The following is a 22,170-nucleotide window of genomic DNA, read 5'->3' as shown; positions in this document are numbered from 1 at the left end:
GGAGTTCACCATGTCAATAGAAGGTGATCCCCCTTATAAGGCTAGGGGAGTTGGCGCCCCGGCGGGGATTTGAACCCCGGACCTCGAGGTCCGCAGCCTCGCGCCCTATCCAGGCTAGGCCACCGGGGCACCCGAGAAGATATTGCGGAATGATTTTATAAAAACTTCGGAGAAAAAAGTTGTGGTGCGGTGGCCGGGATTTGAACCCGGGTCTCCACCTTGGCAGGGTGGCGTCCTAGGCCAGGCTAGACTACCACCGCACGAGCCGTTACTTACTCATCTAAAGAGGGTTTATAAGGGTTTCGTTCTTGGTATGAATTAATGAGTCAGGACACGTTCGAATTCTCTAGTTGAATTACAGGGATAAAACCTTCCTCAGTACTGGATCGGTAATGACGTACCTCCCATCCCTCCTCTCAACGTATCCGTGCTTAACCAGATTATCCAGCAATTTTGAAAAGTTAGCGTCATTTATTGGACCAACCTTCAGAGTCAAGTAATCCTTGATATCCCTCCACCTGGAGTAACCCAGGGCGATGGCCTTTAATATGAAACGATACCTGGGGCTGTAGGAGAAAAGCCTAGAAAGCTCTTTGTTCACGATGCTACTGGCTTCCTTAATGACCTCCAACATACAATCTTCATGATTCAACTTCTTCGTAACCCTTATATAGCCGTAGAGGGCTAGCCACCCAGGAATTCCATCGAGCTCTTCCACGGCCTTCTCGAGTTCCCTCCTCTCAACTTCAACCCCTGCTTCCCTAAATCCGGCCATTAAAAATTCTAGGCTCATATCACTTGAGAACCTTTGAATGAAAATATCATGATGGTACCTTCCAAAGAGGGGAGCTTTAGGATCCTCAAACTTGAGAAAGTCGTAGAGTAAACCCACCTCGGATCCAGTTAAAATGAAGGTCAAGTTCTCAAGGTTATCAATTGCGTAAGCTATTATTCCATCGTACCTTGTCGCACCTCCAAAGCGGAGGTACTGAGCTTCGTCAAAGGCTATTATGATCCTACCCTTTTCGGATCCGTATTCATTTAGAACCTCGAGGAGTTCCGCGAGTGAGAAACCCTTTGGATTTATCTCAATGTTAACCCCTGATATTCTTACCCCCTTAACCTTTTCCAGGAACATCCTAGCCTCTTCAAAAAGTCTCTTTCTCCCTCTTAATGCTGAAAGAAGCATCTTGCCAATGATATAGCGGTTTACCGACGAGTATTCTGAGTAAACCTTCCTAACGTCAACCTTGACTGAGGGATAGGGAAGCTCGCTTAGGGCCACGTTTAGGATCGAGCTTTTCCCGATTCTCCTAGGGCCTAGGAGGAGGAGTAGCCTCTCACCTCTTTTCACGGCTTCTTCAATCTCTTTTAGCTCCTTCTCCCTGTCAAATAACTCTTCCCTCTTAACCTTTGGATAGGGTGAAAAGAGCATAACTTGCACCCCTGCAAGTTACTTGCACCCCCACAAGTTAAAACCATTTCCAAAACTCTTATAAAGTAAATTTGAATTACCAAGGTTATGACTGAAAAAGTATACATCGGAGATGTAAAAACATTACTGTTCATTGGGACTTTGCTAGTGATCCTCTCCATGCTACCAGGAATTGGAAACCTGCTCTCCTTGATAGGATGGCTCATTTACATGTACGGACTCTACAGGTGGAAGGAACTTGTCGATGAAAGACCATTTAAGCTCGGTTTCGCGATATTCATGCTCTCCCTATTCCAGGTGATCTTCGTTCTAGCCCTTCTAGGAAGCGAGAGGATAGCCCTTGGGATCACGAGCTTTTCAAAGCTAATCTTTACCTACTTCATCCTAAGCTATCCCTTCGTTGCGATGGCCCTCGTTCTGAAGAGGCTTATGCTTGAATACTTCCACGAAGTTAGCGGCGAAGAGAACTTTTTAAAAGCCAGAGAGATACTCCTTTACGCACTATTCCTGTACCCCGTGATAATTGGAGGAATTATTGGGATAGTAGCCTTGGTGTACGAGTTGATTGGATATAAAAACATGCCGGAAGCTGTAACTCCCCATCCTGGAAAAGAGATAACTCTCAAGGGAAGGGAGTTCGCAACCTTAGTTGGATCCCTCTTGATAACGCTTATCCTCCTCTACGCTATCATCCCCAAGTACGACTTTAAGGTAGAGAAGAACAACGTCAGATTTTACGGAAAGCTAAGCGGAGAGTTCGTAGACGGGATCATAGTGTACGAGAAGCCCTGCCCAGGAGTTTGCATAAGGGATGTCATCGTGGATAATGAGTCAATCTACGAGGGACCCCTGGAGAAGGTAAACGGTAAGCAGGTGGTGAGGGTTTCGATACCTAGAAAGGTTAAGGAGATAAAGGTCATCCTGGTCGGCGAGGGGGAAGTTATCCTCGAGCTACCTTAGAGCCAAACCGTGTCATCCCCCTTAAAGTTCAGCTTAATGACGAGCAACTTAAAGCTATCCTCGGAATCATTTTCCACCCAGTGGACTTGGCCAGGCTTAACTAAGAATATATCCCCAGGCCTGGCCAGGTACTCTTCACTTCCAATTCCGAGCTTAGCTTCTCCTACAATAACATAGAAGAGCTCGTATTGAAACTTGTGATAGTGCTTACCAACTTTGCTCTTTGGCTTTACCTCAACTATCTGGGCATAGCTACCTTCAGGGAGCTCCCCCTCAAATAGTGGATACTTCACATAGCTTCCCCTGTCGATCGATTTGTTTATCTCACCCTTCATCTTTCACCCCTTCAGGAAAGCTTCAACAGCATTCCTGGTTTCGTTTAGGGCCTCTAGAGGGATTCCCTTTGGAAGCCCTCCGATCTCTCCCTTAACGTTCTTTAGGACACCTTCTCCAGCACCCAGGAACATACCCTCACTTACTATCCCGAAGAAGTTCCTCGGTGGAAGTAACGCTACCGCAACCCTGTTACCTTCCTTTACCGTTAGATCGTTCGTAACTACCGTTACGGCCCTCTCGCCAATGTTGACGTTGGTGACCAATAGCCTATCAGCACTGGGATGCTTCCCAACGCTCATCACTTCACCCACAACGATGTCAACAGCGATGACCGGATCGTTTATCTTCCCGAGCTTCAGCCTCCTGTCAAGGTTGAGGATCGTGTTGAGGAAGAACTTTATCCTCGCAACCTGCTCCTCAACCTTCTCCCTATCCTCCCTACTAGCTTGACTTAGGAACTTGTGGTGCCAGTCTTCTCCGCCCAAAGCCTCGATTATTCCCTTGGCCTTCTCCTTTAGATCCTTCATTTGCGGAGTATCGACTAATTCCTCGGGGTCGATGTAGCTGTACCTCAAAGCTTGAATATCAGGAATCATCTCCTTGGCGAGTTGTATAGATCTCTTCTTATCCCATTGTCCCCTGAACTTCGCTCCCTCGATAGTCCTTATGAAGAGTTCAACGGATTTCTCAGCTACCAGGAGGCGATAATCTTTACTTGTGTCCCACATTTTTAACCCTCCTATCCCACTCCTCAAGCATCTTATCAAGGACTAAAAGCTGATTTAGCCTTATCCTAACCTTCCTCCTCTCCCAGTCTATCGAGCCTTTAAAGTCGTTGAGCAGCTCAAAGACCTTCTCACCCTCTTCCCTGGGAAGATATTTCCCCAGGAACTCCTCCCCGCAGACCGGACACTTAAAGGTAAACTCCTCTAGCTCCTTAAGGAACCTTTCCTTGTCCGAGAAAACCTCGCGGGCATTTTCCATGCTTAACATCTGCTCTATTAGCTCCCTCCAGTCGAGAGTTGAGCCGCAGACTGGGCACTTAGCCATTCCCAACACCCTTCAAAAATTTTTGAACCTCCTTAACTAAGAACTTTATCGCCTCATCAAGGTTTTCCTTTCCATTGGCCCCAGCGGCCCCTGCGTGACCCCCTCCTGAACCCTTTATTATTGGACCCACCTTCTCCATGATCTTTCCCAGGTGCAATCCCTGCTTAACTAGGTAATCCTTGGCCCTTGCAGAGATCCTCACACCATCCTTCTCGCTCCCAACTATAGCGACATCCGCCCCGAGCTGGAGGAACACCTTGCAGGCCAATGCTTCATAAGCTGAGACCTTCGAGGTAACTATCACGAACTTCTTAACTTTATGGATCTCCATCCTCTGGCAGGCTTTGAGTATCGCGATCCTCCTGGATTGATCTACATTTTCATCAGACACGGGAGCTACAAGCTGGGAAACCTCTGGGATGCTGAAGTCATAGAGCTCAAGGATTTCATAAACCGCTTTGAACGTTTTCGCATTAGCATAGCGGAAGTTTGAAGTATCCGAGATTATTCCAGCGAGCAAGGCCTTAGCTGAATTCTCATCGCTGTAGTTAAACTTCTTGAAGAGCTCCCAAACTATCTCGGCCGTTGAAGTCCTAGTGGGATCGATGATAGCCACGTCGGCAGGGATTGGGTTTTCCTTCTCCACGTGATGGTCTATCACCACTATTTTAGCTGGAGGTACCTCTATAGGTTCGAGCTGCTCTATGGATGATGTGTCAAATATAAAGATCACATTTTCCTTAATAACGGGATCCTTCTCTATCGGAACTCTAGAAAGTGCAACCAACCTTCTGGAGTAGCTCGCTATGCTTTGGGCCACACCTATCCTAATCCTACTAAAGCCCTTACTCAGAAGGAAGTTCGAGAAGGCTATAGCGGAGCCCAGGGAGTCAGGATCGGCATTGTGATGGCAAAGAAGGATGATACCTTCATCCCTATTTAGACTTTCCAGAAGCTTCTTCAGCTTCCTCTCTCCCTTCATTACCTTTCCCCTTCGCGAGCTTTCTCAGGTGTCTCTCCACGACCTCGTAGGCCTTGTCTATTGCTTCATCTATTAAGGATTCAACGTCAACCCTAACGAATATGGGAACCTCAACGTAAACCTCGAGCTCAAGATCCAGGGTTTCACCCTGGTTTATTCGAGCGGTAACCTCCATGTCTCTAACCTCGCTCTTAGCTAAATGCTCGAAGATGTAATCTATTATAACCCTTTGAGCTATATCCCCGATCTCTATCAACTCCTCCTCGCTAAGCTTGGGCAACCCTATGTGGATGACCTTCCTCATGCAGGGCACCTCAAAAAAGAAGAGGTCAGCCAGCGGTAGGCGGCCTCAGAGCGGCTTGAATCTTCTGAGTGAGCTCCTTAACCTTCTCGTTTATCTTCTGTTCCTGCCTGTTCAAGGCATTTAACCTTACCTCTAGGGTTTCGATCTTTTCCTTAAGCTCCTGGACGGCCTTCTCCTTTGTGGTCTTGACTATGAGCGTTCCAACGGTCTTGTAAATTTGAGCATCATCCGGAAGCGTTTCTATCTCCTCAAGGGCTTTCTTAGCTTCATTTAGGTCAGCTTGAACCTTCTGCTTCTGCTGGATTACAAGTTGAAGCTGTTGCTGATACGTATCGAGTTGGCCAAGCATCGCCTGAACTTGGGGAGGAATGTTCTGCATTTTACCCCACCTCCCTGATAGGGTTGAAAAGGGAATTTAAGAACCTTCCCCTAGTAGTTCTCCGAAGTCAACCTCTATCGTCTCGGGGCTCCTCCTTATGTAGGCCCCTTCACCCTTCTCCACGAACCTCCTAAAGCCCTGGGGAACCCCTTGGCTTTCGTAAATCGCTGATTGCACGTCAGGATCATTGTAGAGCATGAGCGTCGGCCCAGGAATACTTAGAACTTGATCCAGCGGATACCTCGTTCCCAGGATGGTAACCCTCCTTCTAGCGGGTCTCGTGATCAACGGAAGTCCAGCGTTTCCAGAATCCGTGAAGGTTAGAACAGCAACATCGTACAAACCGTAAGCTATACTCCTCCTATCTTCGAGCATTGCCGACATTATCAGGAAAGCGTTCCCGGTTAGGGTTACACTGTTCAAGGCGCTCATGTCTATTAAGCAACTCTCCGGGATCTTCATGGGTTCCCCCGAGAATAGCATCTCATCTAGCTCCGTGTAGCTCTCGTTTATAACCTCAGCATAACTTTCCTTTACCTTAACGGCCTCACTAACCGAGCTTATCTTCCCCTTAATGAAGTCCGCATATAGCTTTTCTGTGGAAGCTTTATCAAGCTCGTATATTGTCTGTACTATTGTGACAGCAGAGTAAGGATCCTTTATAAGGCCCACCTTGGCTAACCTCAAAGGATCTAAACCAGCAGGAGCATTTTCCTCTATCCTGACGATGTTGTCGAAGAGGGAAGTCGGGAACTTCCCGGAGGTGTCGAAGACTATAAGGTTGTACCCCTTCTCCTTATATTGGGATAGCAGATACTCCATAACATCTACTGGATCGTCATCTATCCCGATTACCTTCAAAGTCCTCCCGTGGTATACCGGATCGTAGTAAATTATCTCGTCGTTCTCGGCCTTTAACAGCTTAACTGCAAGCTTAGAGTACTTCACGATATCACCATATAATAATAAAGAAAGGAGAATATACAATTTTCGGCTAGAAGAGATCCTCCAGCTTTACGTCGATTTTATCTGGAATGAAGGGTAGCACGTGCCTGGTCGTCTTAGGCGAGAACACTTCTCCTCTCTTCACGAGCTCCATGACTTCCTCCTTTGTCGGGGCCTTTCTTACGAAAACGTAATCTATCTCCCCCTTCTCCATGTCCGCTTTTGCATCCTCTTTAAGTCCGTAGTAGACTAGCTCTATCTCCTTGGCTTGATCCATCTCGTCGAGAACCTTACTAACCTTCTTCTGCTCCTCCAGCCCTCCTGGGATTATGTAGCTCTTCTCACCAACTAAGGCAAAGGCCACCTCTCCCCTCTCTGCTTTCTCCTCAGCGTTTGGATCCTCTATTACCTCCAGCCCTTCAGCTTTCAGCCTCTCTATAACCTTCTCAACGCTACCCTTGAAAGCTGGGTACCACGTGTAAACCTTAACTCCCTCATCGAAGTAGTCAAGGATAACTGAGGGAGCCCTCTTTGCGCCGAGCTTCTGGAGTCCGGCCCACCTGTGGTGACCGTCAACTATCAAGTACTCATCTGTTCCCGGGATTTTCGCCAGAAGCATAGCCTTCCAGAATATACCAGAGCTAGTGACGCTCTCTATGAAATCCTCGAGCTCCCTTTGGACGAGCTGCTCGTGGGGCTTCATCTTGTCGAGATCTACAAAGACGTATTCAACTTTCTTAACCGGGATGTTGTACTTTGGAACCTTCTCAACACCCACTCATGACACCCCCATCAAAATTCATTTGGAGAGCTAATATTAAACTTTAGCCTGGAAAAGTTAGCAGAGTGATGAGGACGAAACCCTTTTAAGTTACTCACTATTAAGGTGAACAGGCATTCTAATTAGCTAATCCTGGGAGGGAAGAGAAATGGCGAGGAACAAGCCCCTAGCAAAAAAGCTCAGGCTTGCCAAGGCCATGAAGCAGAACAGGAGAGTACCGGTTTGGGTTATCGTTAGGACGAATAGGAGGGTTTTAACGCATCCGAAGAGGAGACACTGGAGAAGGACAAAGCTTAAGGAGTGAGGTGAGTGAGGATGATCAAGCCCGGAGAAGAGGTTATATTCACGGTTCCAATTAGGAAGGTAAAGAAGATAGTGCCGAGATGGAAGAGGGCCCCAAGAGCAGTGAAGTTCGTTAGGGAGTTCATAGCCAGACACGCAAAGGCCCAGGAAGTGATAATAAGCACGAAGGTTAACGAGAAGATCTGGGAGAGGGGAATAGAAAAACCCCCAAGCAAGCTTAGGGTTAAGGTCAGGGTTGAGGAGGAAGAAAGGGAGGGGGGTAAGGTCAGGATAGCCTACGTTGACCTTGCCTGATTCCCCGCGGAGGGGAAGGAATGCACATTGAGAGGCTCGACTTTGAGAACTCACCGTATTTGGGTGTATTTGGTGTAGCAACCGATAGGGTAGTCCTTATTAGGGAAGGATTACAGGAGAAGAAGTTGGAGGTAATTAGGGAAACCCTTAAGGTTCCCGTAATAGAGGTCAGCGTAATGAAGTCAAGGATAATAGGAACACTCGCAACCGGGAACTCTAATGCTATAATACTCCCATGGTATGTCTGGGATGCAGAAATCGAGAGGATAAAGAAAGCGTTAAGCGAATACGGAATCGATATGGAAGTCGTCCCATTCAGGAGCAAGTATACGGCCCTGGGAAACTTAATACTGACCAACGATAAAGCGGCCCTAGTTAGTGCTAAGTTTTCCAGGAAGGAGGCCCAGGAGATAGGGGAGATACTAGGAGTTGAAGTGGAGAGAGGGGTAATAGCTGGCCTTCATGCAGTTGGGAGTGCTGGAGTAGTTACAAATAAGGGAGGCCTCGTCCACCCAGAAACCAGCGATGAGGAATTGGAGTGGCTTTCTGATTTATTTAAAGTTGACGTCTACGTTGGAACAGCTAACATGGGAGTTCCCTACGTTGGGACTTGCATGTTGGCTAATTCGAATGGGGTTGTTGTTGGTCACTTAACTACGGGTCCCGAGATAGTTAAGATTGAAGAGGCCTTAGGATTCGTCTAAGGGGGTGGGCCAATGGAGGTTAAGGTCTTCCGCGTCTCAGGCTACTTTGAGAAGGATGGAAGGAAGTTCAAGTTCACCAAGGAGTACAGGGCCCTCAAGGAGGAGCACGTCAAGGAGTTAGTTTATTCCGACATAGGGAGCAGGCACAAGGTAAAGAGGAGGAAAATATTCATAAAGGAGATCAGGGAAATTAAGCCTGAGGAAGCGGAAGATATAGTAGTTAGGAGGCTCAGCCTCGAACTCTAAAATTATTTTTTGGTGATAAGGATGGCTCAGAACAATAAGGAGTTAGAAAAGCTCGCGTACGAGTACCAGGTTTTACAAGCTCAAGCCCAAATCTTAGCCCAGAACCTTGAGCTTTTGAACTTGGCCAAGGCGGAAGTTCAAACTGTTAGGGAGACGCTGGAGAACTTAAAAAAGATAGAGGAGGAGAAGCCCGAAATACTAGTCCCAATAGGGGCTGGTTCATTTTTAAAGGGGGTAATAGTGGATAAGAACAACGCAATAGTGAGCGTGGGCTCAGGTTACGCAGTGGAGAGGAGTATAGATGAAGCCATAAGCTTCCTGGAGAAGAGACTTAAAGAGTATGACGAAGCCATTAAGAAGACACAGGGAGCATTAGCGGAACTAGAAAAGAGGATCGGGGAGGTAGCAAGGAAGGCCCAGGAGGTACAGCAAAAGCAAAGTATGACGAGCTTTAAGGTTAAGAAGTAGCTACCTAGTCACGGATACGATCTTCACTATATCATTGAACTGGAGCTCATAATCCTCCCCAACCCTCCTCTTGGTTCTCGCATTTATAGCATATAGGAAGCCCTTACCGAGATCCGTGTGGACTTTAAAGGCTAGATCCCTAGGTGTCGAACCCTTCTTCATTAGGAACACGTGCGGTAGAACGTTACCGAACTGATCCGTTAACTTATTCTCGTCGTGAACTGGATAAACCGGGATCAGCTTCAGCAGATCGAACACAACCCTGTTTATAACTTCCTGAACTCCCGTGGAGCCGAACCTATCTAAAACCTTCTCCTTTATCACCATTAAAGCTCTCTTCTGCTTCTCGCTCATATCCCTGAGCACCTTAAACTCTGAAGCCCCTGGGATGTACTCTATGAACCCTGCTTTCGCGGCCTTCCTCAGGGTTAACTCAGCAGCAGCCGAAGTTGGGATAACTATGTATCCCCTCTTTTCCTCCTCCCGTACAAGCCTTTTTATCTGTTCATCGCTAGCGGCATCCGCTTTGTTAGCAGCTATTACCATCGGCTTGTTCACCCTCCTTATCTCGGATGCGAAAGCTAACAGGTCATCTTGACTCCACTTGGTAGGATCCTCCGGAAGGTTCAGCTTATGCATAGCCTCCCAAACGTCGTTTTCATTAACCCCTATTCCGCTTAAATGCTCGGCTATCGCACTCTCAAGTTTAATTTTCTGGAGTTTTATCCTCTTCGCGAACTTATCCCAACCCTTGCTAAGTATCCCATATATCCAGTAGTCTATCTCCCTCTCCAGGAACTCTATATCCTCAACAGGATCGTGATAATCCGTTGGTTGACCCTCAGGATCAGTTTTACCCGTTGCATCAACCACGTGGATTAACGCTGATGCCATTCTCAAGTCATCAAGGAACTTATTACCTAACCCCCTTCCCTCGTGGGCCCCAGGAACCAAGCCCGCAACATCTACCATCTTAACAGGAATTAGGGCTAATCCGTTCCTGTATTCATAGTTCTGAGGATTTGGAGAGCAACCAAGTTCCTTGCAGGGATGATCGGTTATAGCGTAGGTAACCCCCACATTGGCCTCTATTGTGGTGAATGGGTAATTCGCTATCTCAACGTCGACCAAGGTTGCCGCAGAAAAGAAAGTTGACTTCCCAACGTTGGGCTTTCCAACGACACCTATCTCCATTTTCTTTCCCCAGGAAGATAGGGGAGAAAATGCTTATAAGGTTATAGAACAGGACACCTCTTTATCACTATACCTATGGAAACCCCGACAACGATGCCAACTATGAGTGAGATTATGGAATACTTGGCAACGTCGCTACTCTCGGTCTTAACTACAACTCCTCCTTTCTCGCTCATCGCTTTTATTATCGACTTTGTATTCTCGATGAGAACCGTGGAGTAGTTTTCCTTCACCCACAAGATGGTTACGTTAGCCAAGGGAATTCCCAATCTTTCAGAAAGCTTCCTCGATGCATCCTTGAGGGTTTGAGGAGTTGCTTCATCGTAAACTACTACATCTGCACTAGGGGTTATCGAGTCAACGCTCTTTGCTGGAACCTCTGCTTCCGGCTTTATCGAATCCACTACTTCAATCCCCAGCCATTCTAAGGTGTATTGCTGTGAAGGTAACTCGATAATAGCTTTCTTTCCAGCTAAGATCCCAGAGTAAGATTCAATTACTACGTTAATCTTATCCTCAAACCTTCTTAGGTTGTTCCTTATCACATCCTTAAGCTCAGGGTGGAGTTCAACTAAGGCATCCCCAGTTGCTTCGGCTATCGCTAAGGCGTTCCTGGGATCAAGCCAAATCCCATGCGGATTATTCTTTCCGGTGTACCACCTCTCGGGAAGATAGCGAAATCCGTACCTTTCATAATCCTCGATACTCAGAACTACCCCAGGGATTTCACCGCTCTTCTTTAATTCGAGAACCTTCATCTCGGCCGGTAAGTGTCCCGTCGTGACTATAACGTCGGCCTTCCTCAACAAGGCGATCTGATCTGGTGAGAGTTGGTACTGATGGGGCTCAACTCCGGGAGGAACTAAATAGATAATCTCAACGCTATCCCCTAACGCTTCCCTTATTATTGAAGCGATTGAAGGAAGGCTAGTTACAACAACGGGCTTGTGTTTTTCCTGGGAGATCACTGGTTGAGCGAAAAGAAGGATTATAACGACAAAGGTTAATATCTTTTTCATTTACTCCCCCCACAACTTAGGGAACCCAAGCAATTTTATAGGTTTATTCCCTGGCATGCTTTAGGATGTGATACACCTCACTCTTTATTATCTCCAATCCAGTTTTCACCGCATTAACGCTTCCGGGAAGGGAGAATACAATTACGGATCTTTCTTGCCCCCTTATAACGCCTGCAGTAGCCCTCGTTAAGACAGCGGCATATCCAACCTCCTCATAACTTTTCACCCTAAACATCTCACCAAAGCTCAACTCTTTGTCAAAGAGTGGTTTTATGGATTCTATCGTAACATCCCTCCTCGTTATTCCAGTCCCTCCCGTCGTTACAACTACGTCTGCTCCACTCTTTATCGCTTCAAAAAGAGCTATGAGTATTTCAATTTTATCGTCAGGCACTATTTTATAGTAAACGTGCTCTCCCAGCTTCGAAAGCTCTTCTATTATGAGAGGGCCGCTTTTATCCTCCCTTTCTCCCTTGGAACCCTTGTCACTTACCGTTATAACTCCAAATTTGAAAGTTTTCGGGGCTTCCCTCCTATGCTCTTCAACGCCCATTTTACTCACCACTAGAAATTTTAAGAGAGGTGTTATAACACTTTCTAGACTTACTATACAAAAATAAAAAACTAGACCTTATTTTAAGATTCTATTGGGTTTTCAATCTCAGATATTAACTCTTTTATGTGAATTTCACCTTCAAGAGAGTCTATTTCTGGGTTTAAGGCCTTACGTACTATATAGTGAAGAACTGGACCTCTTTTAGATATTTCGACTACCGTCGTGGAAAGCTCCTCGAGCATTGAGAGAGCAGGAAACGAGAAATCCTTCATTAAATCCACGTTTATAAAGTAGAATGATTTCATCCATTCTTCACCAACAAAGCTTAACATAAAGTTCAAAAAGCTTAAAATATCTGGTAGAAGTTTACACCATAATGCTAGGAATTTTTCAATCCCTAGAACAATTACTATTGTTTTTTCATTATCCTCATGAGGATATAACTTCATTAGTTCTTTTTCCATTACTTTTTCCTCGGTAATTGGAATTCTAGTTGAAACATTACCACTATCTATTCTCCCACCGAGCTTTATCACCTCTATATCATTTGCTATACTTGTACCAAGTCCGATCATTTTTGCATAGCTTAGATAGATCTTCAACGTGTCAAGAACATCAACAACGCTGACCTTAAATCCCTTCATTCTTGCCCAGTAGGCCAGACTATAGACCCCAAGAGGCGAAAAGCTGAGACTATCAAATTCCATTAGGACACTTTCCCCAAACTTCGTACCTTTCCAAATATCAAATATTGAAACCTCTGACATCTTATCACCCCACCCAGGGATAAGTGTATTAATGTCACGAAAATTTTTAACGATTTTCATTGAGGTTTTATTAGGCTACAAAACTAGCACCTAAGGAAAAATAAATTAAAGGATTAGCTAACAAAATCTTCATGATTTTTTAACGCTTTTAAATTAACCCTTCCCTCAAATCCATCTAGCTCAACGTTTAGGGCCTTAAGAACAGTATAGTGTAAAACCGAACCTTTCTTCACGATTTTAATTACTGTCGTAGCGAATTCTTCAAGCAATTGGAGAACTGGAAATGGAAGATGACTCATCATGTCTACGTTTATGAAATAGAATGATTTCTTCCATTCTTCACCAATAAAGCTTAGTATGAAGTTTATGAGACTCAAAACATCGAGGGTATATGTAGAGTACAATGACAGGACTTTTTCAATTCCTAAAATTATGATTATCGTCTTTTCCTTTTTAATTTCCTTACACAGCCTCGTCAGCTCATTTTCCAGTAATTTCTCCTCAGTAATCAGAATTCTAGCTAAAATTTTCCCAATCTCAATCCTTCCACCAATCTTAATTACGGTAACATCATCAATTATGCCAGTATCGAGGCCGGCAATCTTTTCATGACCCATATAAATCTTCAGAGTATCAAGAACATCCACAACGACTATATTGTACCCTTTTTCTTTTGCCCAATTTATAAGACTATAAACTCCAAAGGATGGAAAACTTACACTATTAAACTCTATTAAAATGCTTTCTCCAAATTTTGTCTTTTCCCAGAGGTTGGCTACTGGACTCTCTCTCACGCCCCTCCCCTCTTAGTATGGAAGGGCTAGAAGTTATTATAATTTTCTCTTCCATACCAAAGAATTAAGGGATATTTAGAATCCTTAGATATATACCTAAGCCCAGAAAAAGATTATTATACGGTCTTTCGATGACGATCTAAATGGTGATGAAATGAGACCCAAAGTTGGGGTCCTGCTGAAGATGAAGAGGGAGGCCCTTGAAGAGCTAAAGAAATATGCTGACGTTGAGATAATCCTTTATCCTTCGGGAGAAGAGCTTAAAGGCGTTATAGGTAGATTCGACGGAATAATAGTATCTCCAACCACGAAGATAACAAGGGAAGTTCTTGAAAATGCTGAAAGGTTGAAGGTGATAAGCTGTCACTCAGCGGGTTACGATAATATTGATCTAGAGGAAGCAACAAAGAGGGGAATCTACGTGACAAAGGTCTCCGGGCTCTTAAGTGAGGCCGTGGCCGAATTTACCGTGGGGCTCATTATAAACCTAATGAGGAAAATTCATTACGCCGATAAGTTCATAAGAAGGGGAGAATGGGAGAGTCACGCAAAGATATGGACTGGCTTTAAGAGAATTGAAAGCCTGTACGGAAAGAAGGTTGGAATTCTCGGAATGGGAGCTATAGGGAAAGCTATAGCCAGAAGGTTAATCCCCTTCGGGGTGAAGCTATACTATTGGTCTAGGCATAGGAAGGTCAACGTGGAAAAGGAGCTCAAGGCCAGGTACATGGATATAGATGAATTGCTGGAGAAGAGCGATATTGTAATACTCGCGCTCCCCCTCACAAGAGATACCTACCATATAATAAACGAGGAAAGGGTGAAAAAGCTCGAAGGAAAATATCTTGTTAATATCGGAAGGGGAGCGTTGGTTGATGAGAAAGCGGTTACTGAAGCAATAAAGCAGGGAAAGCTAAAGGGTTACGCCACGGATGTCTTTGAAAAGGAACCAGTTAGGGAGCATGAGCTCTTCAAGTATGAGTGGGAAACTGTTTTAACCCCTCACTACGCTGGACTCGCCTTGGAAGCCCAGGAGGACGTTGGATTTAGGGCCGTTGAAAACCTTCTTAAGGTGTTGAGGGGAGAGGTACCAGAGGATCTCGTCAACAAGGAGGTTCTCGAGGTAAGGCCCATAGAGAATGTTAAGATGCTCTAGGGGTGATGTCAATGATAGAGAAGCTTAAGAAGTTCACTCAAATTCCAGGAATTTCGGGTTACGAGGAAAGAATTAGGGAAGAGATAATTAGGGAGATTAAAGATTTCGCAGATTACAAGGTCGACGCGATCGGGAACTTAATAGTAGAGCTAGGCGAGGGAGAGGAAAGGATACTCTTCATGGCCCATATGGATGAGATAGGGTTACTCATAACTGGGATAACCGATGAGGGTAAGTTAAGGTTCAGGAAGGTAGGGGGCATAGATGATAGACTACTCTACGGAAGGCACGTAAACGTAGTTACCGAGAAGGGAATATTGGATGGCGTTATAGGGGCAACTCCTCCCCATTTAAGTCTGGAAAGGGATAAAAGCGTGATCCCATGGTACGATTTAGTTATAGACATAGGTGCTGAGAGCAAGGAAGAGGCCCTTGAGCTTGTGAAGCCCCTAGACTTCGCGGTCTTTAAAAAGCACTTCTCAGTACTTAATGGAAAGTACGTGAGTACGAGGGGTCTAGACGATCGCTTTGGCGTTGTAGCATTAATAGAGGCCATAAAGGATCTAGTGGATCACGAACTTGAAGGGAAGGTAATCTTTGCATTTACAGTCCAAGAGGAGGTAGGGCTTAAGGGAGCTAAATTCCTGGCGAATCATTATTACCCCCAATACGCCTTTGCAATAGACTCCTTCGCCTGCTGTAGTCCCCTTACCGGAGACGTCAAGCTAGGGAAGGGGCCCGTGATAAGGGCCGTTGATAATTCTGCTATATATTCCAGGGATCTAGCTAGGAAGGTCTGGAGCATAGCAGAAAAGAATGGGATAGAGATACAAATCGGAGTTACGGGTGGAGGGACGGATGCCTCTGCCTTTCAAGATAGGAGTAAAACCCTAGCATTGAGCGTTCCGATAAAGTATTTACATAGCGAAGTTGAGACGCTACACTTAAATGACCTGGAGAAGTTAGTGAAGCTTATTGAAGCTTTAGCATTTGAGCTCTAGGAGGGATATCATGCTAGATCTACTCTTAAAATCCCTAATAACTGGGCTAATCACGGGAACGCTAGCCGCGATGTTCGGCCTCGGTGGAGGATTTCTGCTCGTACCTACCTTAAATATCCTGGGAGTTGAGATACATCACGCCATAGGAACCTCAAGTGCGAGCATAATCTTCACAGCTTTAAGCTCATCCTACGCCTATTATAAGCAGAAGAAGATATACTATGACATCGGTATTGCACTCGCAAGCACGGCGGTTATCGGGGCTTACATAGGAGCCTGGCTTACATCAATAATCTCACCCAGCAAGTTAAAGGTAATCTTTGGAATTACCCTGATATTCGTGGCCTATAGAATGATTAAGAAAAAACCTGCAGAGGAAGTTAAGGAGAAGGTAAGGGAAAGGAGGAAGTGGGTTCCCATAGGGGGCTTTTTCTCTGGAGTACTTAGCGGATTACTTGGCGTTGGAGGAGGGATTATAAACGTCCCATTCCTAACTTGGCTCGGTGTGCCGATACATAACGCCGTTGCAACTTCGAGCTTTGCAATAATCTTTACCTCAACAAGCAGTGCGATAAAGCACTACCTCCTGGGAAACGTTGAACTCTACTGGTTACCCCTCCTAGTTCCAGGGTTAATAGTTGGGGCCCAAATAGGGGCGAGAATAGCTAAAAAGACGAAAGCTAGATCCTTAAAGAACGGCTTCGCAATAGTCATGCTAATACTCGCGATAAGAATGATACTAAAGGGACTCGGATACAACGTTCCATGAGGTGAGACGTTGATAACTCCCGAGGAGGTTAAGGAGCTAGTGATAAAAATAAGAAGAGAGCATGGATTACCAATTACCCCCTTCGAGATAGATGAGGTTAGGTACGACAAAGAGGGGGAGAAGCTGTTCATAATAGCCCATGATAGAACTGACAAGAGCGTTGTTATAGGGAGTAGCCTGGTAATAGGAAAGCTCAAGGAAGAGCTCAAGGTTAAACTAGTGAGCGTCTACACAACCCTAGATTTAACTTTAAAGAGGATGCAACTTGAAAAAAGCTTAGAATTTGCAAAAGAGCATAACCTTAATTTTCTGATCCCAATAATAAAAGCAGAGATGAAGTTTCCTCCCAGGAAGTGGCCAGAAGTAAAAACCAACAAGGAGGCCCTTATCTTCTTAACCTTCAATGCGGATGCAATGATCGGCTTTTCTAGGGCTTTCAACCTCAAAGGTAAAGTTTACGGAGTTAAGTACTCCTTCCCAAAGCTAAGCTATACTCCTCTAGATAGGCCCTTAAGGGAGGTGTTCTTTCCAAACGAAGAGTTCCTCAACAAGCTCGCAAGCGAAAATGGTATTGACATCGTGATCTCGGAGTTTGAATTTCCGTCGAAGGTTGAGGATAGCGTGATGATTAATCCAATGAGGTTCCTAAGAATTGGCTACTTCGAGGTCAAATACCTATTTGGGGAATCCAGACCAGCGGTCTTCAATAAGTATGACCTAATTGACTACGTGGTGACGATGGTTGAGGAAGGACTAATGGAGGCCACCGATGGGGCCAGGATAATTAGATGGGGGTGGAAAAGACGATAGTCGGTATCGCGGGAAAAATAGCAGCTGGAAAGACTACAGTTGCAAAGTTCCTAGAAGAGCTTGGCTTCTGTAGGATAAGCTGTAGCGAGCCCCTCTTAGATATATTAACAGGAAACGTAAGCGAATATTCCTGGGTTCCAGAAGTTAATTTCAAGGGAGAACCCACAAGGGAAAACCTGATAGAGCTTGGTAGGCTGCTTAAGGAAAAGTATGGGGAGGATATCCTGATAAGGTTAGCCATAGACAAGCTGAGGAGGTGCAAGAATATAGCGATAGATGGAGTAAGATCCCTGGGAGAAGTTGAAGCCATTAAAAGGATGGGAGGAATAATAATTTACATAGAAGCGAGGGCCGAAGTCAGGTTTGAAAGGTTAAGGAAGAGATGTTCAGAAAAAGATAGGGGGATCAAAACCCTCCAGGATCTCCTGAGATTTGACGAGTGGGAAGAAAGGCTTTACAGTACCACTAACATAAAGGAGAAGGCCGATTTTGTTATCTTAAACGAAGGGAGCTTGGAAGAACTAAAAAAGAAGGTTAGAGAAATACTAAGAGAACATTCTAACTAGAAGGGACCATTCCTTCTCCCCCCAAGCTTCCTTACTCGTTATTAAGATCAGGGTCCCATTGTTTACCGTCGCATAATCTCTTAAGATGGCTAAGTGTTTAGCCGTATTCTCAAAGCCATTGTATAATACTAAGTATTCCAGGCAATCTATGACCACCACTCCCCTTTCAACTGATTGGAAGTACTTTCTGGAAAGTTCAATTATCCTGGGAAGGTTCATAGGATCAACTGCTCCCCCATCGCTTCTAGCTCTGGTAACGAAATAGGAGTACCATGTTTCTGGAGTCTTCAAATGCCTAACGAATGCAAGCACTGGGAAGTTTTGAAGTGAAGGCGATATAGCCTTGAATTCCTCCATGTTCATTATCATGCTCCCAGGCTTTAACTTGATAGATATCTTTCCAGGAGATTTCCTCTTGAAGTAGACTTCACTTCCAAAGACTAAGAATATACCATAGACCAGAAGCACAACGAAGGTTGCAGCCAGCAGGAATCCTATTGGAGCAAACCATTTTATTGGTCTCAAAAATGGATAATCCATTTCATGAGCTCCTATAGCTATTAGAGAAGCAGAAAGCCAAAGGATCCTGTTCCCAAATATATCCCTAAGCTTTAGGATCGAAACTCCAGAAGCAAGAATGAAAAAGCCCGAAATTCCCCAGCTAACTCCAACTATACTCCAAGTTTCTGAGGTTGGTATGACCCTCTCGAGTAGCCAAACATATATGGTGATTAATAGGGGGGTTAGGGATAGCGTGAGATACAGGGTTTTCGAAGGGACTGCCTTTTCTTCTTCGGCTTCAAGGTAATAGAGGGCCATAAAGAAACAAGCAGAAGATAGGGCTAGGAAGAGTTGATTGAGAAAGTAATTTTTAAGGAGATCGGAGAGGGTATTAAGGGCATATAGGGCTAACGCTAGACTAAGCACCACTGAAGACTTCCTCCTCGTGCGATAGTACACCCTCCCCAAAAACGCTGAACCGGTAAGCTTAATACCTATCGTTATAATCATTGCGAACCCTAAACTCAACGGGCTCATCTCAATATTAATATAGTCCCCAAAGATATTTAACGTTTCCTTGAGGGGTGAGAAAAGTGGTGAGTAAATTACTAGCCCTTGAAGCTTATCCAAAGCTTAAGGATATAGACTTCAGGCTGCTAAGGGCCGTAGAGCTGAAGATGAGGTACTATAGGTGGGTTCCCCTTGAGGAGATAGCAAAGTTCGCAAGGATGGATATTGAAAGCGCGAGCTATAGATTAGGAAAGCTTGACGACTTTGGATTGGTCGTGAGGAGAAGTGACATGGGTTATATAGGATATCAACTAACGATACACGGTTACGATGCGTTGGCAATTAGAAGCTTTGCCAAGAAAGGGATCATAGAGGCCATAAGCACGACTCAAATTGGAGTTGGAAAGGATGCCGACGTATACGTAGCCCTAACGCCCTCAGGAGAGAAAGTAGCCGTAAAGTTTAACAGGATAGGGGAGAGAACCAGTGCCAGGAAGGCCGGTTACCATAGCGATGTTTTTGCCGATAAGCATCATAAGAGCTGGTTATACGTTTCAAGGTTAATAGCGAAAAAAGAGCATGAAGCCCTAGTGTTATTAAGTCCCTTCGCGAAGGTTCCAAAGCCAATAGCCTGGAACAGGCATGCGATAGTCATGGAGTACATAAGCGGTGTCGAGCTTGCTGAGCTTAGGGATAACGATCTAACTGAAGAAGAGGCCGAGGAGATACTCGGAAAGATCTTGGACGAATACGAGAAGATAGTAAAGTTTGGCATAGTCCACGGAGATATGAGCGAGTTCAACGTTGTGCTCACGGATGATAATGATATACTCATAATTGACTGGGCCCAGTATTTAACTTGCGCAAATCCCGAGAGTTTGGAACTGCTTAAAAGGGATATAACGGTGCTTCTCAACGCGTTTAGGAGGAGATGGGGAGTTAAAAGGGATTTCGAGGAGGAGTGGGAGAGATTTTATGAGGCCTGGCTGATAGGAAGGAAGGAGGTTGAGGACTAAAATTCTATCTCAAAGGTTTCCCTCTCGTGCCTTATCACGTAAACCCTTTCACCCTTTTCCTGGAGTACGTACCCTCCCTTAACACCCCTGATCCTTCCATCCCTAATGGCAATTTCACTCGTATCCGAGAGATGGTTTCTGAACTTAATTCTCCTATTTCCACCTCCTATGGGAGTGGCCGTGGCGTAGACTAATTTGACTCCGTTGATCTCAACGTCAACCGGAATGAAGAGAACCCCTCTACCCTTCATTTTAATCTCGAATTCAACTCCCCTATACTTAACCTTTCCAGCTACCTCCTCATCCCTAGGGTTCACCAGAACCAGGTAGTGGATCCTTGGAATAGCTATTATATCCCTATTAGATACTTCAACTTCCCTTTTAACACCCTGAAGCTGAAGTATCTTATCGACGAACTTTCTATGCATATCATGGTAGCTCGAGTAGTATTGAAGTCTGAATCCAAGGATTACCGCGGAACCCTTTCCTTTCCTCACGATTGTACCTACAACTTTGTCTCCAATCCATGCTATTGCTTCCCCTCCCTTAACTTCCCTAGCGACGTTCCTAACAACCATCCTATCTATTCCCTCTGCATCAACGCTGAGGTATGGAATTAACCTCATGTTATCCCTGGCTTTAGCCCTCTCAACCTCAACCCCAAGGAAATCCCTTAGCCTTGTACATGGCTTCATGTTCTCGTCTAGGTACGGGAGGGTTGGTAATATCACTAAGTTCCCTCCTTCCTCGACATACTTAATGAGTTTTTCTTGAACCTCTCTGCTCATGAAATCCAAACTGTAAACCCAGATCTGCTCGTACTGAAGCATCTCCTCCAGGGTAGAAATCTCGAGGTCTATGACATCAAATGGAACGTTGCTCATAGCTAAGAGGGTCAGCAAACCCCTTTCCCCAAAGAGGTATTCGTTAAGGTTCACGCTTTCCTCGAAGCTTTCCGGTTTGTACCCCCAGAGGTTAAGGGCTTCGTAGGGTTCATACATTCCAAATGCTACTCTCGCTTTGAATTGGGAATCTACGAAATCTATATTAGACTTCAAGAACTCACCGATCCATTTTATCGGCTCTACGTGCTGCCTCTCCCTTCCATCCAACCCTATTGGAGAGTACACATCCCACGTAACACCATTGTGGGATTCATATCCCCTCGGATTCTCGCCACCAACGTAGAGGTAGTAGTTAAGGTTGTGAATTCCAAGCGCTGGAAGGAGCGCATAGAGGAGCTCGGCTTCATCTTTCTCTATGACGTTGGCGAGGGAAGCTTGGGTCTCTATGCTTAGGGGAGGAGTCTTAAGCTTGCTTACGTAGTACCTGTAAATTCCAGTCTTAAAGTAAAGGTGACCGAGCTTGTCTTCCTTGAAGTCAAACGTCCTGTAGAACGAATACCAGAACTCAGTCCATAGATGGATGTCAAGCTTATGCCTGGTCACGTAGAGGTAAAACTCCTTCCAAGCAGCTAGCAACAAGTATGGATCCAAGAGGCTTATTGGAACATCAACGTATTCCCTAATTTTCTCATAGAGCCTCCTCACATACTCGTTGATCATCCATATCTTGAAGTGGTGCCAGTCGAGTACCTTTGGAAGGGGTTCAGAGAAAGACTTTGGTGGTGCAATTTCCGTATAGTCTGAAAACCTTTCCCCATACCTTTCCTCCAAATCACCTAAAGAGTAGTTCTCCTTAAGCCAGGAATGCCAGATCCCATTTTCCCTAACTATTATTTCGTTGTAGTCAGTTAGGAATGGTTGAAATATAGTTTCCCAGTAAGAGGGTTCGTCATCAATCGTTACACTTATTATCGACCCTCCATTGGAGTACAGGTAGTCTCTTATTATGGGTAAAACTTCCTCGTACCACTTCATGGCATACTCCAAATACGTAGGGTGAAGATAGGTAATTGGAGGATAGTATACATCCCTGGGAAAGCTCCCATTAGGACTTTTCGCAAGTATTTCGGGGTGAGAGTTAATCAACCAATCCGGAATTCCACCGTTCTTCCATTCTCCACAGATGTAGGGGCCTGGCCTTATAATCACGTAAAGGCCAAGCTTTTGGGCTAACTCCAGAAACCCTATTAAGTCCCTCTGAGGATGAGTTTCACCGGTAAAATCAAAGACCCCCTCCTGAGGCTCATGCCAGTTCCAGGCAATGTACGTCTCAACCGTGTTCAATCCATGGGACTTCATCTTTCTTAGCCTATCCTCCCAGTAATTCCTGGGAACCCTAAAGTATTGAAGGGTACCTCCGTATACAACAATCCTTTCATCATCCAGAGAGTACAACCTTCCATCGTGTTGAACTTTCAT

Annotated in this window: 28 protein-coding genes and 2 tRNA genes; 12 read left to right on the top strand and 18 right to left on the bottom strand. The window is 45.1% G+C overall.

Annotated features, from left to right (window positions below):
• Positions 1 to 51 precede the first annotated feature (51 nt).
• From PH_RS02520 to PH_RS02510, 3 genes are all read right to left on the bottom strand, one after another.
• Positions 52 to 129, bottom strand: a tRNA-Arg gene (locus PH_RS02520).
• A 53-nt stretch (positions 130 to 182) separates the two neighbouring features.
• Positions 183 to 260, bottom strand: a tRNA-Gly gene (locus tag PH_RS02515).
• A gap of 95 nt (positions 261 to 355) precedes the next feature.
• Complete coding sequence (locus tag PH_RS02510) at positions 356 to 1,435, bottom strand: AAA family ATPase (RefSeq protein ID WP_048053153.1); 1,080 nt, start codon at positions 1,433 to 1,435, stop codon at positions 356 to 358.
• Positions 1,436 to 1,522: 87 nt separating this feature from the next.
• On the opposite strand from PH_RS02510, the gene PH_RS02505 reads away from it, so the two are divergent.
• On the top strand, positions 1,523 to 2,395 hold the full coding sequence (locus PH_RS02505; protein WP_010884640.1) for a hypothetical protein: 873 nt from the start codon (positions 1,523 to 1,525) through the stop codon (positions 2,393 to 2,395).
• On the opposite strand, the gene PH_RS02500 is transcribed toward PH_RS02505, so the two are convergent.
• The 8 genes from PH_RS02500 to PH_RS02465 are packed head-to-tail and all read right to left on the bottom strand — an operon-like array spanning position 2,392 to position 7,169.
• Positions 2,392 to 2,730 (bottom strand): cupin domain-containing protein, encoded by a 339-nt coding sequence (locus PH_RS02500; protein ID WP_010884639.1) that lies wholly within the window; start codon positions 2,728 to 2,730, stop codon positions 2,392 to 2,394. The two genes, PH_RS02505 and PH_RS02500, sit on opposite strands and share 4 nt — an antisense overlap.
• 3 nt (positions 2,731 to 2,733) lie before the next feature.
• A complete protein-coding gene (locus PH_RS02495; protein WP_010884638.1) occupies positions 2,734 to 3,459 on the bottom strand; it encodes a tRNA-binding protein in 726 nt (241 codons plus the stop codon).
• The gene (locus tag PH_RS02490) at positions 3,443 to 3,781 is read right to left on the bottom strand and encodes a hypothetical protein (protein WP_048053152.1); all 339 of its coding nucleotides are present in this window, start codon (positions 3,779 to 3,781) and stop codon (positions 3,443 to 3,445) included. The genes PH_RS02495 and PH_RS02490 overlap by 17 nt, the downstream gene beginning before the upstream one ends.
• Positions 3,774 to 4,763, bottom strand: coding sequence for a DHH family phosphoesterase (locus PH_RS02485; RefSeq protein ID WP_010884636.1), 990 nt, complete (start codon positions 4,761 to 4,763; stop codon positions 3,774 to 3,776). Before PH_RS02485 ends, PH_RS02490 begins: the two co-directional genes overlap by 8 nt.
• Complete coding sequence (locus tag PH_RS02480) at positions 4,717 to 5,067, bottom strand: DUF3194 domain-containing protein (protein WP_048053151.1); 351 nt, start codon at positions 5,065 to 5,067, stop codon at positions 4,717 to 4,719. Before PH_RS02480 ends, PH_RS02485 begins: the two co-directional genes overlap by 47 nt.
• A gap of 25 nt (positions 5,068 to 5,092) precedes the next feature.
• Positions 5,093 to 5,446 carry a prefoldin subunit beta gene (locus PH_RS02475; RefSeq protein WP_010884634.1) on the bottom strand — a complete coding sequence of 118 codons (354 nt, stop codon included), beginning with the start codon at positions 5,444 to 5,446 and terminating at the stop codon, positions 5,093 to 5,095.
• 36 nt (positions 5,447 to 5,482) lie between these two features.
• Positions 5,483 to 6,394, bottom strand: coding sequence for a hypothetical protein (locus PH_RS02470; protein ID WP_010884633.1), 912 nt, complete (start codon positions 6,392 to 6,394; stop codon positions 5,483 to 5,485).
• A 46-nt stretch (positions 6,395 to 6,440) separates the two neighbouring features.
• Complete coding sequence (locus PH_RS02465) at positions 6,441 to 7,169, bottom strand: DUF5603 domain-containing protein (protein WP_010884632.1); 729 nt, start codon at positions 7,167 to 7,169, stop codon at positions 6,441 to 6,443.
• A 151-nt stretch (positions 7,170 to 7,320) separates the two neighbouring features.
• Here PH_RS02465 and PH_RS02460 point away from each other — a divergent pair, with 151 nt between their 5' ends.
• From PH_RS02460 to pfdA, 5 genes are read left to right on the top strand one after another with little or no spacing between them, the layout of a single operon-like run.
• Positions 7,321 to 7,476: a 50S ribosomal protein L39e gene (locus PH_RS02460; protein ID WP_010884631.1), complete on the top strand. Its 156-nt coding sequence runs from the start codon at positions 7,321 to 7,323 to the stop codon at positions 7,474 to 7,476.
• An 11-nt stretch (positions 7,477 to 7,487) separates the two neighbouring features.
• On the top strand, positions 7,488 to 7,769 hold the full coding sequence (locus tag PH_RS02455; protein WP_048053150.1) for a 50S ribosomal protein L31e: 282 nt from the start codon (positions 7,488 to 7,490) through the stop codon (positions 7,767 to 7,769).
• 20 nt (positions 7,770 to 7,789) lie between these two features.
• A complete protein-coding gene (locus tag PH_RS02450; protein WP_010884629.1) occupies positions 7,790 to 8,473 on the top strand; it encodes a translation initiation factor IF-6 in 684 nt (227 codons plus the stop codon).
• Between the two features lie 12 nt (positions 8,474 to 8,485).
• Complete coding sequence (gene rpl18a, locus PH_RS02445) at positions 8,486 to 8,719, top strand: 50S ribosomal protein L18Ae (protein WP_010884628.1); 234 nt, start codon at positions 8,486 to 8,488, stop codon at positions 8,717 to 8,719.
• Positions 8,720 to 8,740: 21 nt separating this feature from the next.
• Positions 8,741 to 9,187, top strand: a complete 447-nt coding sequence (gene pfdA / locus PH_RS02440) for a prefoldin subunit alpha (protein WP_048053149.1) — start codon at positions 8,741 to 8,743, stop codon at positions 9,185 to 9,187.
• Here the strand turns inward: pfdA and PH_RS02435 are convergent, their stop codons facing one another.
• The 5 genes from PH_RS02435 to PH_RS02415 form a co-directional block, all read right to left on the bottom strand.
• On the bottom strand, positions 9,188 to 10,381 hold the full coding sequence (locus PH_RS02435; RefSeq protein ID WP_010884626.1) for a redox-regulated ATPase YchF: 1,194 nt from the start codon (positions 10,379 to 10,381) through the stop codon (positions 9,188 to 9,190). It abuts the gene before it with no gap.
• Positions 10,382 to 10,422: 41 nt separating this feature from the next.
• Entirely contained in the window at positions 10,423 to 11,400 is a 978-nt protein-coding gene (locus PH_RS02430) for a metal ABC transporter solute-binding protein, Zn/Mn family (protein WP_010884625.1), read from the bottom strand.
• 43 nt (positions 11,401 to 11,443) lie between these two features.
• Positions 11,444 to 11,953, bottom strand: a complete 510-nt coding sequence (locus tag PH_RS02425) for a MogA/MoaB family molybdenum cofactor biosynthesis protein (protein WP_048053148.1) — start codon at positions 11,951 to 11,953, stop codon at positions 11,444 to 11,446.
• A gap of 83 nt (positions 11,954 to 12,036) precedes the next feature.
• A complete protein-coding gene (locus PH_RS02420; RefSeq protein ID WP_048053147.1) occupies positions 12,037 to 12,723 on the bottom strand; it encodes a DUF257 family protein in 687 nt (228 codons plus the stop codon).
• Positions 12,724 to 12,836: 113 nt separating this feature from the next.
• Complete coding sequence (locus PH_RS02415; RefSeq protein ID WP_010884622.1) at positions 12,837 to 13,517, bottom strand: DUF257 family protein; 681 nt, start codon at positions 13,515 to 13,517, stop codon at positions 12,837 to 12,839.
• A 154-nt stretch (positions 13,518 to 13,671) separates the two neighbouring features.
• Here PH_RS02415 and PH_RS02410 point away from each other — a divergent pair, with 154 nt between their 5' ends.
• Genes PH_RS02410 through PH_RS02390 form a run of 5 tightly spaced genes read left to right on the top strand, consistent with a single transcriptional unit; the run spans position 13,672 to position 17,819 of the window.
• A complete protein-coding gene (locus PH_RS02410) occupies positions 13,672 to 14,673 on the top strand; it encodes an NAD(P)-dependent oxidoreductase (RefSeq protein WP_010884621.1) in 1,002 nt (333 codons plus the stop codon).
• Positions 14,674 to 14,678: 5 nt separating this feature from the next.
• A complete protein-coding gene (locus PH_RS02405) occupies positions 14,679 to 15,674 on the top strand; it encodes a M20/M25/M40 family metallo-hydrolase (RefSeq protein ID WP_048053146.1) in 996 nt (331 codons plus the stop codon).
• 10 nt (positions 15,675 to 15,684) lie between these two features.
• Entirely contained in the window at positions 15,685 to 16,443 is a 759-nt protein-coding gene (locus PH_RS02400) for a sulfite exporter TauE/SafE family protein (protein ID WP_010884619.1), read from the top strand.
• A 9-nt stretch (positions 16,444 to 16,452) separates the two neighbouring features.
• On the top strand, positions 16,453 to 17,253 hold the full coding sequence (locus PH_RS02395) for a hypothetical protein (RefSeq protein WP_010884618.1): 801 nt from the start codon (positions 16,453 to 16,455) through the stop codon (positions 17,251 to 17,253).
• Entirely contained in the window at positions 17,232 to 17,819 is a 588-nt protein-coding gene (locus PH_RS02390; protein WP_010884616.1) for an AAA family ATPase, read from the top strand. Before PH_RS02395 ends, PH_RS02390 begins: the two co-directional genes overlap by 22 nt.
• On the opposite strand, the gene PH_RS02385 is transcribed toward PH_RS02390, so the two are convergent.
• Positions 17,799 to 18,857, bottom strand: coding sequence for a DUF835 domain-containing protein (locus PH_RS02385; RefSeq protein ID WP_010884615.1), 1,059 nt, complete (start codon positions 18,855 to 18,857; stop codon positions 17,799 to 17,801). The two genes, PH_RS02390 and PH_RS02385, sit on opposite strands and share 21 nt — an antisense overlap.
• Positions 18,858 to 18,913: 56 nt before the next feature.
• On the opposite strand from PH_RS02385, the gene PH_RS02380 reads away from it, so the two are divergent.
• Entirely contained in the window at positions 18,914 to 19,846 is a 933-nt protein-coding gene (locus PH_RS02380; protein WP_048053145.1) for a serine/threonine-protein kinase RIO2, read from the top strand.
• On the opposite strand, the gene glmA is transcribed toward PH_RS02380, so the two are convergent.
• Positions 19,843 to 22,170, bottom strand: coding sequence for an exo-beta-D-glucosaminidase (gene glmA, locus PH_RS02375; protein WP_048053144.1), 2,328 nt, complete (start codon positions 22,168 to 22,170; stop codon positions 19,843 to 19,845). The genes PH_RS02380 and glmA overlap by 4 nt on opposite strands.

The sequence above is a fragment of the Pyrococcus horikoshii OT3 genome (assembly GCF_000011105.1).
Taxonomy (GTDB): Archaea; Methanobacteriota_B; Thermococci; order Thermococcales; family Thermococcaceae; genus Pyrococcus; species Pyrococcus horikoshii.
This window is presented reverse-complemented; position numbering and strand designations above follow the sequence as displayed.